Origin of the sequence: Myxococcus eversor, assembly GCF_010894455.1 — a bacterium.
In the GTDB taxonomy this organism is placed as follows: Bacteria; Myxococcota; Myxococcia; order Myxococcales; family Myxococcaceae; genus Myxococcus; species Myxococcus eversor.
Map to the genome: position 1 here is coordinate 95,875 of NZ_JAAIXY010000024.1, position 12,194 is coordinate 108,068.

13 protein-coding genes are annotated in these 12,194 nt (G+C 68.5%); 1 reads left to right on the plus strand and 12 read right to left on the minus strand.

The window, feature by feature from the left end; all coding sequences use genetic code 11:
• Nucleotides 1–62: 62 nt before the first annotated feature.
• Nucleotides 63–485, minus strand: a complete 423-nt coding sequence (locus G4D83_RS37170; RefSeq protein WP_163869654.1) for a hypothetical protein — start codon at nucleotides 483–485, stop codon at nucleotides 63–65.
• A 47-nt stretch (nucleotides 486–532) separates the two neighbouring features.
• On the opposite strand from G4D83_RS37170, the gene G4D83_RS37175 reads away from it, so the two are divergent.
• Entirely contained in the window at nucleotides 533–1,219 is a 687-nt protein-coding gene (locus G4D83_RS37175) for a MerR family transcriptional regulator (RefSeq protein WP_163869655.1), read from the plus strand.
• Between the two features lie 4 nt (nucleotides 1,220–1,223).
• Here the strand turns inward: G4D83_RS37175 and G4D83_RS37180 are convergent, their stop codons facing one another.
• The 11 genes from G4D83_RS37180 to G4D83_RS37230 form a co-directional block, all read right to left on the minus strand.
• Nucleotides 1,224–2,504 (minus strand): hemolysin family protein, encoded by a 1,281-nt coding sequence (locus tag G4D83_RS37180; RefSeq protein ID WP_163869741.1) that lies wholly within the window; start codon nucleotides 2,502–2,504, stop codon nucleotides 1,224–1,226.
• 78 nt (nucleotides 2,505–2,582) lie between these two features.
• Nucleotides 2,583–2,966, minus strand: coding sequence for a response regulator (locus tag G4D83_RS37185; protein ID WP_163869656.1), 384 nt, complete (start codon nucleotides 2,964–2,966; stop codon nucleotides 2,583–2,585).
• A 95-nt stretch (nucleotides 2,967–3,061) separates the two neighbouring features.
• Nucleotides 3,062–3,913 carry a metallophosphoesterase family protein gene (locus tag G4D83_RS37190; protein ID WP_163869657.1) on the minus strand — a complete coding sequence of 284 codons (852 nt, stop codon included), beginning with the start codon at nucleotides 3,911–3,913 and terminating at the stop codon, nucleotides 3,062–3,064.
• Nucleotides 3,914–3,976: 63 nt separating this feature from the next.
• Nucleotides 3,977–5,185 (minus strand): glycosyltransferase, encoded by a 1,209-nt coding sequence (locus G4D83_RS37195; protein WP_163869658.1) that lies wholly within the window; start codon nucleotides 5,183–5,185, stop codon nucleotides 3,977–3,979.
• Between the two features lie 136 nt (nucleotides 5,186–5,321).
• On the minus strand, nucleotides 5,322–6,008 hold the full coding sequence (gene phoU / locus G4D83_RS37200; RefSeq protein WP_163869742.1) for a phosphate signaling complex protein PhoU: 687 nt from the start codon (nucleotides 6,006–6,008) through the stop codon (nucleotides 5,322–5,324).
• A 23-nt stretch (nucleotides 6,009–6,031) separates the two neighbouring features.
• Nucleotides 6,032–6,775 (minus strand): phosphate ABC transporter ATP-binding protein PstB, encoded by a 744-nt coding sequence (gene pstB / locus G4D83_RS37205; RefSeq protein ID WP_217911490.1) that lies wholly within the window; start codon nucleotides 6,773–6,775, stop codon nucleotides 6,032–6,034.
• A gap of 53 nt (nucleotides 6,776–6,828) precedes the next feature.
• Complete coding sequence (pstA, locus tag G4D83_RS37210) at nucleotides 6,829–7,740, minus strand: phosphate ABC transporter permease PstA (RefSeq protein WP_163869660.1); 912 nt, start codon at nucleotides 7,738–7,740, stop codon at nucleotides 6,829–6,831.
• Nucleotides 7,737–8,726, minus strand: coding sequence for a phosphate ABC transporter permease subunit PstC (pstC, locus tag G4D83_RS37215; protein ID WP_240357040.1), 990 nt, complete (start codon nucleotides 8,724–8,726; stop codon nucleotides 7,737–7,739). The genes pstA and pstC overlap by 4 nt, the downstream gene beginning before the upstream one ends.
• A gap of 60 nt (nucleotides 8,727–8,786) precedes the next feature.
• Nucleotides 8,787–9,608, minus strand: coding sequence for a phosphate ABC transporter substrate-binding protein (locus G4D83_RS37220; RefSeq protein WP_163869662.1), 822 nt, complete (start codon nucleotides 9,606–9,608; stop codon nucleotides 8,787–8,789).
• A gap of 48 nt (nucleotides 9,609–9,656) precedes the next feature.
• On the minus strand, nucleotides 9,657–10,928 hold the full coding sequence (locus tag G4D83_RS37225; RefSeq protein WP_217911488.1) for a porin: 1,272 nt from the start codon (nucleotides 10,926–10,928) through the stop codon (nucleotides 9,657–9,659).
• A 90-nt stretch (nucleotides 10,929–11,018) separates the two neighbouring features.
• Nucleotides 11,019–11,708 (minus strand): response regulator, encoded by a 690-nt coding sequence (locus G4D83_RS37230; protein ID WP_163869743.1) that lies wholly within the window; start codon nucleotides 11,706–11,708, stop codon nucleotides 11,019–11,021.
• Nucleotides 11,709–12,194 lie beyond the last annotated feature (486 nt).

Consider the following 12,194-nt stretch of genomic DNA (forward strand, 5'->3'; position numbering starts at 1 on the left):
GACAGCCATCAAGAGAGTGATTGATGGCACCCGTCGCCCGTGGCGGTGCGGGCCAGGGGAGCTCAGGTCGCGTTGATGCCCGCGATGATGAGTCCCACGCCGGCCGTGAGCAGGCCGAGCGTGAGACTGGCCGCTCCAATCCACAGCAGGGCCAGGAGCCGGTTGGGTCGCTGGGGGTCCTTGCCCAGCACGGAGAGGAAGAAGCCCGCGGGCATCAGGAGCGCGGCCACCGGCACCCCGAAGCGAGCCACCAGGTCGAAGCCGCGTGGCATCCGGGCCGCGTCGAGCACCACCAGGATGACCAGACTGAGCATCAGCAACACGGCGGCGTGCGCATGGCCCGCGCGGAAGAAGTTCTTCTGCAGCGTGTTCGCGGGAATGCTGCCCCGTCCGACACGCGTCAGGAACCAGCCGCCCGACTCCACGGTGATGAGCGAGAGAAGCAGGGCACCAAAGAGGATGAGGGTGTAGGGTTGGATACTCATGGTATCCAATACTAGATACCTGGAGTATCCAATGCAAGGGGCTGTGCATGCGCATCTCTGAACTCGTGGAGCGGACGGGCGTTCCGCTCGCGACGCTCAAGTTCTACCTGCGGGAGGGGCTCCTGCCGGCGGGGGAGGCCACGTCGGCGACGCGGGCCGAGTACGGCGAGGCCCATGTGCGGCGCATCTTGGTGATTCGCGCGCTCACGGAGACGGTGGGCCTCAGTGTGCAGAAGGCGCGGGAGGTGCTCGCGCTCATCGACCGCCCGGAGGACGACCTCTTCACGACGCTGGGCCGGGCGATTGCCGCGCTGCCACCCGACGTGACGCCCGTGGCCACCCAGGAGTATCCCCGGGCTCGCGCGGTGCTGGAGAAGCTGGGCCAGGTCTATGACCCTGGGTTCGCCGCGGTCGCCCAACTGGAGCAGGCGCTCGCCGCGGCCGAGTCCGCGGGCATTCCGTTGGATGACGCGCGCCTGGCCGTCTACGGGCCCCACATCCGCGCCATCGCCGAGTTCGATGTCGCCAGCATCCCCCGGGAGGCCGCCGCCGCCATCGAGTACGCCGTGCTGGGAACGGCGGTCCACGAGCCCGTGCTCATCGCGCTGCGCCGGCTCGCGCATCAGGATGTCGCCGCGCGGCGGCTGCGACAGGCGGGCGCGGGCCCGCGCGCCTCGAAACGCCCGCCCGCGCGCGGTGGGTCCTCCGGACGCTCCAGGCCCAAACGGACCTGAGGGCTCAGCTCTCCTCGGGCTTGGGTTCTGGCAGGTGGATGCGCACCGAGCGCACTCGCCGGGGCGAGGCCTCCAGGACCTCCAGCTCCAGCCCGTCCTTGGTTTGAAGCCGGGTGCCGGGCTCCGGAATCGCACCGCCCGCCAGCGCGATGCTCAGGCCCGCCACCGTGGAGTAGTCCTCGTCCTCGTCCAGGTCCAGGCCCAGCTCGCGGTTGATGTCCCGGATGGCGGCGCTGCCCTGCACCACCGCTGCCACGGGGCTCTCGCGCAGCACCAGCTCCTCGGGCAGCTCCGACTCGCTGAGGATGTCACCCACCAGCTCCTCGACCATGTCCTCCACCGTCACCAGGCCCACCACGCCGCCGCGCTCGTCCACGATGATGGCCAGCTGCATGCGCCGCCGCTGAAGCTCCTTCAGCGCGTCCATGGCCCGCATCGTCTCCACGAGGAAGAAGGCCGGCCGCACCACGTCCTCCAGGACGATGAGGTGCCCCTCCCAGGCCACGCCGAGCAAATCCTTGGCGATGACGTAGCCGACGATGTTGTCCATCGTCCCCTCGAACACCGGCATCCGAGAGTGCCCGTGCTCCAGCAGCGTCTGACGAATCTCCTCCGCGTTCGCGTGGCGGCGCAGCGCGACGATGCTCTCGCGCGTCACCATCAGCTCGCCCACCGTCAGGTCGCCCATCTCGAACGCCCGCGAGGCGATCTCCCCCGCGCGAGGGTCCAACGAGCCCTGCTTCGTGGCCTCCTCCACCAACGACTGCAGCTCCTCCGCCGACAGGCGGCTCTCGCTGAAGTTCGTCCTGTCGCCGAACAGCCGCAGCACCACGTTGGAGCTGGCGGTGAGGAACCACACCACCGGCCGCATCAGCCACGACAGCCCGTTCAGCGGACGGCCGATGAGCAGCGCGTAGCGCTCCCCGGCCCTCAGCGCGAGGGACTTGGGCACCAGCTCGCCCAGCACCAGGGAGAGGTACGACACGATGATGACGACGCCCGCCAGGGCGACTTCGTCCGCCGTCTCCGCCGGCAAGCCGAAGCCCGCGAGGAGCGGCGCCAGCCGGGTCGCGATGCTCGCGCCGCCGAAGGCCGCCGCCGTGGCGCCAATCACGGTGATTCCAATCTGCACCGTCGCGAGGAATCGCTCCGGGTCCTTGCGCAGCGCCTCCACCGCCTTCGCGGAGCCGCTGCCTTGCTCCACCAATTCCTTCAGCCGCGTGCGGCGCAGGGAGATGACCGCGAGCTCCGCCCCGGCGAACACGCCATTGGCCAGGACGAGCAACAAGATGATGAGCAGCTCTGAGACGATGATGGCCCTCCGGTCAGGAGCCCTCTACCGTAACCTCGGATGCCCGGCCGCTCACTCACCAAGTGACTGCAAGAGCAGAGACAGTTGATCCTGACTGGCGCCCTTCGGCAGGTAGTAGTGGGGACCGGACAGCAGGGCGTCGCCCACGTCCTGGGCCGCCGCCGACGTGAGGAACACGACGCGGGGCAGGGGACCCCGGGGCAGTTTCGCCACCACCTCCAGGCCGCTCATGCCCGGCATGTTGAGGTCCAGGAGCATGACCTCGTAGCGCTCTCCACGCCGGAGGCTCGCCAGGGCCTCGTGTCCGTCAGCCGCCTCGGTGGCTTCATAGCCCAGATCCTCCAGGCTGAGCCGAAGGAACTCCCTCCAGTCCGCGTCGTCATCGACGACGAGCACCCGTCTCGCGCTTTCTTCATCCGTGTCCAGTCGCGCCAAGCATCCTCCCCGACACGGGAAGAACCTCCCTGCGCACCCTCGACATTCGCTTCCTCGGGAGAAATGGCCCCCGCCTGGAGAGCAGGGGAGTGAGCTCAGAACAGGGCCATGCCCAACTGGGTCACCAGATACTGCAAGGCGGGCCGCACGTTGTGGCTGGCCGTCCGGGGCCGCTCGGGCTCCGTCGACTGACACCACTGGGGCTCACCGAGCAGGCGGCCGTCCGAGTGTTGGAACAGCCGGAAGCGCCCCAGGTCCGTGGAGCTGCCCGCGTTGAAGACGCGCAAGGGGCGCCCGTGCGCCGTGTCCAGCACCGTCTCGCAGGGGTGGTGACGGTGGCCGTGCAGCACCAGGTCACACCGTCCCTGCACGCGCGTCACCAGCTCCGCGCCCAAGGACAGCTCGGAGGCGTGGGGCCAGCCCATGCGCGTGGCCAGGCGCTCCGGGAAGCTCTCCTCGGGCAGCGGCAGCACGTGGTGATGCACCAGCACCGCCACCAGCGCGTCGCGCGGCGCGGCGTCGAGCGCGGCCTCCACCTGCTCCACGGTTTCGAGCGACAGCTCACCGTGGCTCGCGAAGTAGTTGCGGTTGTGCTCGCCCGTGGAGTCCACGCACACGAAGTACACCCCGGGGCGCTCCACCGTGCGGACCTTGAGGCCGTCCATCCACGTGCCGCCCACGTCCTCGCCAGGGCGGTCGTGGTTGCCGGGGATGAAGGTGAGCCGTCCGCTGTCCAACAGCGGCGCGAAGATGTCGACGAACCGACGGTACTCCTCGCGCGAGCCCTGGTGCGTCAGGTCCCCCGTCACCACCACGTGGTCGGCGCGGCTGGCCTGGACGGCGTGGAGCAGCGCTCGCGCGGAGGCATCACTGGCGGGGCTCAGGTCCAGATGGAGATCCGAAAGATGCGCCAACGTCCGGAGGGGCATGCGAAACAAGGTAGGCATCGCTCGCGGCGGCTTCACGTCCGTGCGGTGAATCCGCTGCAAGCGCGGTGAAACAGATGTGCATCACCCGGCGACCCACTCGTCCCGCGGGGGGAGGGTGTTGTTCACCGCCGACACCGTCGCGCGCGGAGGCAACAGCCGGGTGCCGGGGCCCACGCGCAGGCGCGTGCCGCGCCAGTCCACCGTGCGGAAGAACGCGCCGTGCCACCACGCGGCGAAGAGCAGCACGTCCTTGGCGAGCACCGCTGGCGCGGCGCGCCACGACACCGACTGCGGTCGCAGCGCGCGAAACACCGCCAGGTCCACCAGCACCTTGCCGAGGATGACGCCCGTCGCCACACTCACCGCCTCGGGGGTGGGGCTGGCGAGCATGCCCAGGAGCGCCAGCGGCATCGGGTTGAGCAGGGCCTGCGCGAGATAGGTGGGCGGCGTGACGGCCGTCCGGTGGATGACGCTCCAGCGCAGGTAGCGCTGGAAGAAGGCGCGCACGCTCTTGCCGAGCGACACGTTGTAGACAGGCGCGCACGCGACGACGACGCGCCGGCCCAGCTTGCGCGTCACCCACTGGCCGATGACGTAGTCCTCGGCGAGCACGTCCCGCACCGAGTAGAAGCCACCCAGCGCCTGCACGTCCTCGCGGCGCAGCGCCATGGACTTGCCCACGACGATGTCCTGGTCCGCGCAGCGCTTGGCGCCGATCATCCCCGCCGCCGCGCTGGACGTCAGGTAGAGGTTGTCCAGCAGCGAACCGAAGCTCCGCTCCCCGACGCCCGCCACCGGGTGCGTCACGCAGCCCACCGTGGGGTCCGCGAAGTTGGCGGCAATCTCCTCCAGGTAGCCAGGGCCCACGCGCGTGTTGCTGTCGCTGATGACGAAGAGGTCGAACCGGGCCCGGTCCGCCAGGGTGATGAGCTGGTTCACTTTCGGATTGAGCCCCGGGGCGCCCTCCTGCAGCTCCAGCCGCATGACGCCGGGCCAGCGGCGCACCGCCTCCACCGCCACCGCATAGGCGGCGTCCCGGGTGTCCTTCACGCCCAGCACCACCTCGTACTCGCCGGGGTAGTCCAGGTGGGCGAAGTGCTTGAGGTTGGTCTCCAGGTCGTCATCCGCGCCGCACAGCGGCTTGAGGATGGAGAGGCCCGGCCACGCGGCGCCCGGAGGCAGGGCCTTGGGGCGTTGCCGGCGGTGGCCGAGCACGAGCACGTACTGGACGACGAGCGCGGTGAGGCCGAAGCAGGCGGCGAAGAGCAGGAGGGCGGAAGCGAGCGACATGCGCGGGCAGTCCCAGGGGGAGGCGCGCGGTCATCGCGCGACCTGGGTTCCACGCTAGGGGGCTCGCGCGTCAGGCCCGCGGAGCGCTCGCGGCGCCGGGGCCAATTCGACGTGACAGGGCAGTGAAGCGGGCTGCCTAGTCGCCCAGGTTGCGGCTGCGCGGGTGGCGGATGTCCTTGCCCCGCACCATGTAGACGACCATCTCCGCCACGTTCATCGCGTGGTCGCCAATGCGCTCCAGGTGCTTGGCGATGAACATCAGCGCGGTGGCCCGGCGGATGTTCTTCGAGTCCTCCATCATGTACGCCAGCAGCTCGTTGAAGATCTTGAGGAAGAGCGCATCCAGCAGGTCATCGCCCTGGAGCACCTCCTCGGCCTTCGTCACGTCGCCGGAGACGAACGCATCCAGGGAGCGCTTCACCTGGCGCTGGGCCAGCTCCGCCAGCCGGGGCGTGTCCACGTAGGGCGCCAGCGGGGGGGCCTGGTTGAGGTCCATGGAGCGCTCGGCGATGTTGACCGTCAGGTCTCCGATGCGCTCCAAATCGGTGACGATCTTCAGCGCCGTGGTGATGAGGCGCAAGTCACTGGCGGCGGGCTGGCGCAGCGCGAGGATGCGGCGGCACAGCTCGTCGATTTCGACTTCCAGCCGGTTGACGTCCTTGTCCGCGGCGACGACCTTCTCCGCCAGCGCGCTGTCGCGGTCCGTGAGGGCCCGCATGCTCTGGGCGATGAGGCCCTCCACCTTGGCGCCCATCGCGAGCAGCTTCTCGCGCAAGTCCCTCAGGTCCTGCTCGAACGCCTTGTCCGTGTGAGTCAACGCCATCGCCGCCAATCCCTTCTCTTCGCTCACCCGAACTTCCCGGTGACGTAGTCCTCGGTGCGCTTCTCTCGCGGGTTGGTGAAGATCTGCTCCGTGGCCCCACATTCCACCAGCTCACCCATGTAGAAGAAAGCCGTCCTGTCACTTACCCGCGCGGCCTGCTGCATGTTGTGGGTGACGATGGCGATGGTGTACGTCGCCTTCAGCTCGTGGATGAGCTCCTCGATTTTCGCCGTGGCGATGGGGTCCAGCGCGCTGGCGGGCTCGTCCATCAGCAGGACCTGCGGCTCCACCGCCATCGCCCGAGCGATGCACAAACGCTGCTGTTGGCCGCCGGACAGGCCCAGGGCGCTCTCGTGCAGCCGGTCCTTCACCTCGTCCCAGAGGGCGGCGCCGCGCAGGGACTTCTCCACCCGCTGCTCCAGCGCTGACTTGTCCTTCATGCCGCCCACGCGCAGGCCGTAGGCGACGTTCTCGAAGATGCTCTTGGGGAACGGGTTGGACTTCTGGAAGACCATGCCCACGCGGCGGCGCAGGTCCACCACGTCCACGCTGCGGTCGTGGATGTCCGTGTCGTCCAGGAGGATGCTGCCCGTGTGGTTGGCGCCCGGAATCAAGTCGTTCATCCGGTTGAGCGCGCGCAGGAAGGTGGACTTGCCGCAGCCGGAGGGGCCGATGAGGGCGGTGACGCGCCGGTCCAGGATGGCCAGGGAGACCTTCTGGATGGCCGCCTTCGTGCCGTAGCGCAGGGTCAGCTCGCGCGCCTCCATCTTCGGGCGCGGGGCGTTGGGATTGAGGGACATGGAGGGCGTGTACCGTGGGGTCAGTGGGCGCCCGCGGCCTTGCGGCGCGTGCGGGTCCGGATGATGACCGCGACGAGGTTGAGGGCGAACGTCAACAGCAGCAGCACCAGCACCGTCGAGTAGAGCAGCGGGCGCGTGGCCTCCACGTCCGGTGACTGGGTGGCCATCACATACGTGTGGTAGCCCAGGTGCATGAACTGGGAGTTGAGGTGGGTGGGCAGGTCCGGCAGGAAGTAGGCCGCGCCGGTGAAGAGGATGGGCGCGACTTCGCCCGCGCCTCGGGAGATGGCGAGCACCGCGCCGGTGAGGATGCCCGGCAGCGCGCCCGGGAGCACCACCCGCCCCAGTGTCTGGGACTGGGTGGCCCCCAGCGCCAGGCTCGCGGTGCGGTGGTCCATGGGAACCGCGCGCAGCGCCTCCTCGGTGGAGACGATGACGACGGGCAGGGTCAGCACGGCCAAGGTCAGCGCGGCCCAGAGGATGCCGGGCTGCGCCCAGTACATCTCCTCGTGGCCCAGCGCCCGGTCCATGCCCTGGCCCACGAAGAGGATGAAGAAGCCCAGGCCGAACAGGCCGAAGACGATGGAGGGCACGCCCGCCAGATTGACGACCGCCACGCGGACGAAGCGGGCGAAGAGCGAGTTCGGAGGCGCGTACTCGTGGAGGTACACCGCCGTCAGCACGCCCACCGGCATCACCGCCACGGTCATCAGCAGGGTGAGGGCGGCGGTGCCGAAGATGGCGGGGAAGATGCCGCCCCCCATCATCCCGTCCTCGGGCGGCTTGGAGAGGAACGTCCAGGTGACGCCGCCAGCTCCGTGCTCCGCGACGTTGAAGAGGATGATGGCCAGCATCGCGATGATGATGAAGGCGGCGAGGCCGGTGAGCGACGTGAGCGCGAGCCCCACGGCGCGGCGGGTGTTGGGCGTCACGAGGCACCTCCCGTCAGCTTGCGGACGACCCGCCGGGTCCACGTGGACGCGATGAGGTTGAGCACGAAGGTGAAGATGAAGAGCTGCACGCCGATGAAGAACAGGAGCGAGTAGTGGGGGCTGCCCACCACGACTTCGCCCATCTCCGCGGCGATGGTCGCCGACAAGGAGCGCGCCGAATCTCCGAGGCTCCAGGAGATGACGTCCGCGTTGCCGGAGGCCATGAGGACAATCATCGTCTCGCCGATGGCGCGGCCGAACCCGAGCACACACGCGGCGAGGATGCCGGGCGCGGCCGCGGGGAGAACCACCTTCCACGCGGTCTCCCAGGGCGTGGCGCCCAGGGCCAGGGACGCCTCGCGGTAGCTGCGTGGCACCGCGGTGAGCGCGTCTTCCGACACGGTGAAGATGACGGGGACGATGGCGAGCGCCAGTCCCAGGCCCGCCAGCATGGCGTTGAGCGGCCGGTCGAAGCCGAGCGCCTCCTTCACCACCGTGGACATGACCATGAGGGCGAAGAAGCCCAGGACGACGGAGGGGATGCCCGCGAGCAGTTCGATGACGGGCTTGAGCAGTTCGCGCAGGCGGCGGGGCGCGAACTCCGCGGCGAACAGCGCGCCGAAGACGCCCAGGGGGACGGCCACCAGCATGGAGACCACCGTCGTCTTCAGCGTGCCGACGAACAGCGGAATCATGCTGACCTTGGGAATCTTCGACACCGGCTGCCAGCGGAAGGGCGGCCTGCCCGGTGCCACGTCCTGGGCCAGGAACATCTTGGAGAGGCTGGCCTCGTGGCGGGCCTCCGGCTCCGTGAAGAGCGCGAGGGCCTCCTTCGCCACGAAGATGATGATGAGGATGAGCGCCGCGATGCCGGTGAAGGCCATCAGGGTGATGAACCCCGCGATGACCTTCTCCCGGAGCTGACGCCGCCGCGCGGCCGGAGACAGCAACGGTGCGACGAGCGGCTGAGTGAGACCCTGCTCCATGATGGCCTGTCTATCCATAGTGGCTCGGGTCCTCTCGTGACATTCGTGTGACGGGAGACTTCACTTCACCGGGAAGTAGCCGACCTTCGTGACGACGGCCTGTCCTTCGGGGGACAGCGCGTAGTCGATGAACGTCTTGGCATCCCCGGAGGGCTTGTTGCGCAGGTAGAAGTACAAGTCACGTGACAAGGGGTACTTGCCCGTCTTGATGTTCTCGGCCGTGGGGGCGATGTCCTCGTTGCCCTTCTTGATCTTCAGCTCCTTGATGCCCTTGGCGTACGCGGCGCCGCCGTAGCCGATGCTGTTCTTCTCCTTGGCGACGGCGTTCACCACCGCGGCGGTGCCGGGCAGCGTCTGCGCGGAGGCCGCGTAGTCGTCGCCGTCCAGGACGTGGTCCTTGACGAAGACGTAGGTGCCGGAGGAGTTCTCGCGCGAGTAGATGATGATGGGCGCGTCGGGGCCGCCGAGCTGCTTCCAGTTGGTGATGTCCCCCACGTAGATGCCCTTGAGCTGCTCCACGGTGAGCGCCGTCACGGGGTTGCCCTCGTTGACGTAGAAGGTGACGCCGTCCTTGGCCACGGGGATTTCCACGCCGGTGGTGTTGTAGCGGGCGCGCAGCTTCTGCTTCTCCGCGTCCTTGATTTCACGGCTGGACATGGCGATCTCCGTGGTGCCGTTCTGGAGCGCCGCGAGGCCCACGCCGGAGCCGCCACCGGTGACTTGTACCTTGGTGGCGGGTGTCTTCTTCATGAACTCCTCGGCCCATCGCTGCCCGAGGATGACCATCGTGTCCGAGCCCTTCACGGTGACGTTGCCCGCATGGGCGGAGAGCGGGAGGGCGAGCAGCAACCCGATGACCAGTGAACCGAAAATTGCCTTCATGGCGGATTCAGCTCCAGCGAAGTGGTGAAGTTGGAAGGAAGGTAGGGCCTAGTAGCGGGCCTGCATCTGGAAGGTGAAGAGGTTGTCGTGCGGGTCCTTGGCATCGTCCGGATGGGCCGTCATGGGCATCTCGTACGCCGCGGTGACCTTGAGGTTCTCTCCGAAGTAGTGGAGGACGGCGACGGCCAGGGTGCCCACGGAGTTGTTGCTCGCGGGACGTCCCTCTGACGCGCTGTTCTTGCGTCCATTCTCCGGGTCGAAGAAGTCGTAGCGCACGGCCACCGCGTCCGACAGGCCCACGTTCTGGACAATCAGGCCGTACCAGCCGCTGGCGGGCACGCCGGGCTGCTCCACCTTCACGTCCCCGGAGCTCTTCCAGTACGACTTGCCGGTGATGTACTCGCCCTTGATGGCCGTCGCGCCCAGGGGGAGGACATCCAGGTAGAGCTGCGCGTCCAGCGCCACGCGGTCTCTCGTGTGTGCCTTGCGGAAGGTGTCCGAGGGGCCCTTGGTGATGGTGTGGCCGTACCAGCCGGAGACGCCGCCGGACAGCCAGCCCAGGTCGAAGCCCGCGCGGCCGATGACGTCCTTCTCCTTGTCGTTGTCCACGCCGACGGAGCCCTGGTTGAAGATGCCGTCGCCGTCGAAGAGGCCCGCGGCGACGTTGACCTTCCCCTCGAGGAAGGTGCCGGCGAACTTGACGCCGCGGTCCCGCTCGTCGGGCAGGAAGGCGCGCACGACGCGGGTGCGCTCGGGAATCTCGCGGTCGGCGGAGGACTGCACGGCCTCGTAGCCGAAGGGCCACTTCATCTGGCCCAGGGTGAGGCCGGCCTGCTGGTGGGTGCCGGGGATGAAGAGGGTGGCCTCGGCGTCGCGCACGGTGACGAACGGAGCGGTGGGCACCGCGTCGATCTGGAGCATCATCTGCGCCCAGTCCGTGGTGTAGGTCGTCTTGATGCGGCCCCGGCGCACGGCGAAGCGGCTGAAGCCGCCCACGCCCGTCTCGTCCAGGCTCTGCTGGTACTGGTAGCGCGCCTGGACGTAGCCGGAGATCTTCAGCTTCTTGAGGGAGATGAGGTCGTTCTTCGTCTCGACGTTCTGCTCCTCGAGGGCGGCGACCTTGCCCTCGGCGTTCGTCATGCGCTCGTCCAGGTCCGCGTCGGCGGGCGCGGCGTCGGCGGGGGGCACCTGCGTGGTCGCGCCTTCATCGGACGTGGGGACCTGGGGGGCGGGCTGCTCGACGGGCGCGGTGGGTTCCTGGGCCCGGGCGAGGGCCGGGCTCAGGGAGAGGGTGACGACCGCGGTGACGAGTGGACGCATCAAGGAGGGTTTCGGGAGGGTCACGAAACTGGCTTCTAGGTAACGACCGTGGCCGTTTCAGGTCCGTTGTGTGACATCCGCGTCACGATGTCAGTGGGTGGGGTCCACGATGCGGTAGCCGACGCCGCGCACCGTCTCCAGCAGGTTGCGCGCGGGGCCCAGCTTGTCGCGCAGGCGCATGACGTGGGTGTCGATGGTGCGCGTCTCCAGCGAGGAGGACAGCCCCCAGACCTCTTCGAGGAGCTGCTCGCGCGTCTGGACGCGGCCCGTGCGCGTCATGAGGTGCCCCAGCAGGCGGAACTCCAGCGCGGTGAGGGGGATCTCCTTCTCCTCGACGTAGAAGCGGTGCGCGGCCAGATCCAGCTTGAGGGCGCCCAGGGCGAGGGGCGCGGCCTGGGGGGACTGGGGCGCGGCCCCTCGACGGAGGATGGCCTTGAGGCGCAGCACCAGCTCCCGGACGCTGAAGGGTTTGACGACATAGTCGTCAGCGCCGACCTCGAAGCCTCGGACGCGGTCCGCCTCCTCGCCCTTGGCGGTGAGCATGACGATGAGGGTTTCGCGGGAATGGGTTCCAGCGCGAAGCTGCCGGCAGACATCGATGCCGGACATGTCGGGGAGCATCAGGTCCAACAGGACCAGCTCCGGCGGGCGCTCGCGAGCGGCGACGAGCGCCGTTTCACCTGTTGCCGCGAGCTGGGTGGAGAAGCCCGCGTCGCGCAGGTTGAAGTCGATGAGGTGAGCGAGGTCGGGTTCGTCGTCGACGATGAGGACGTGGGCCATGGCGGGCCGGAGTCTGCGCGTCTCGATTTCCATGCACGTGACGCGTTTGCAACGATTGTGTGATGAAGGCCCAGGGCGGACAGGCTGGCGTGCGCGTGCACCCCGCGCGCGCTCCCAGGAGAAGGTGACCGTCCACTTCCGTCATGAGGCACCACCAGATGGCGAGGGAGGAGGCCCGCGGCCCGGGTGTCCCTTGCGGGCGAGACGTCGCTGAGACATTTATGAAAACCAGACGTGTCGGGGTGCTGCGGGCTCGGGGTGCGGGCTTGTCTGGTGTTTGGTCGATGAATCGGGCTGTTTCGATGTCTGGAAAGAGAGGGGCCGGGGGAGGACGCGCCAGGTACCCGGGGACGACGCGCCTTGTGCCTGGGTACGAGTCCTCTGTGGGGTGACGGACTCCGGCCCTCCTGAAGTGTTCAGGGGGTAACAGCAGCCATGGGGGGATGGGGATGTGTCATATTGCTCACGGGTTGCCAGTGACTCATT

Coding starts and splice junctions, on each gene's coding strand:
- pstC (WP_240357040.1), bottom strand. CDS start 8,726: ATGGAGCAGGGTCTCACTCAGCCGCTCGTCGCACCGTTGCTGTCTCCG.
- G4D83_RS37220 (WP_163869662.1), bottom strand. CDS start 9,608: ATGAAGGCAATTTTCGGTTCACTGGTCATCGGGTTGCTGCTCGCCCTC.
- G4D83_RS37225 (WP_217911488.1), bottom strand. CDS start 10,928: ATGCGTCCACTCGTCACCGCGGTCGTCACCCTCTCCCTGAGCCCGGCC.
- G4D83_RS37190 (WP_163869657.1), bottom strand. CDS start 3,913: ATGCCTACCTTGTTTCGCATGCCCCTCCGGACGTTGGCGCATCTTTCG.
- G4D83_RS37230 (WP_163869743.1), bottom strand. CDS start 11,708: ATGGCCCACGTCCTCATCGTCGACGACGAACCCGACCTCGCTCACCTC.
- G4D83_RS37195 (WP_163869658.1), bottom strand. CDS start 5,185: ATGTCGCTCGCTTCCGCCCTCCTGCTCTTCGCCGCCTGCTTCGGCCTC.
- pstB (WP_217911490.1), bottom strand. CDS start 6,775: ATGGAGGCGCGCGAGCTGACCCTGCGCTACGGCACGAAGGCGGCCATC.
- G4D83_RS37175 (WP_163869655.1), top strand. CDS start 533: ATGCGCATCTCTGAACTCGTGGAGCGGACGGGCGTTCCGCTCGCGACG.
- G4D83_RS37170 (WP_163869654.1), bottom strand. CDS start 485: ATGAGTATCCAACCCTACACCCTCATCCTCTTTGGTGCCCTGCTTCTC.
- phoU (WP_163869742.1), bottom strand. CDS start 6,008: ATGGCGTTGACTCACACGGACAAGGCGTTCGAGCAGGACCTGAGGGAC.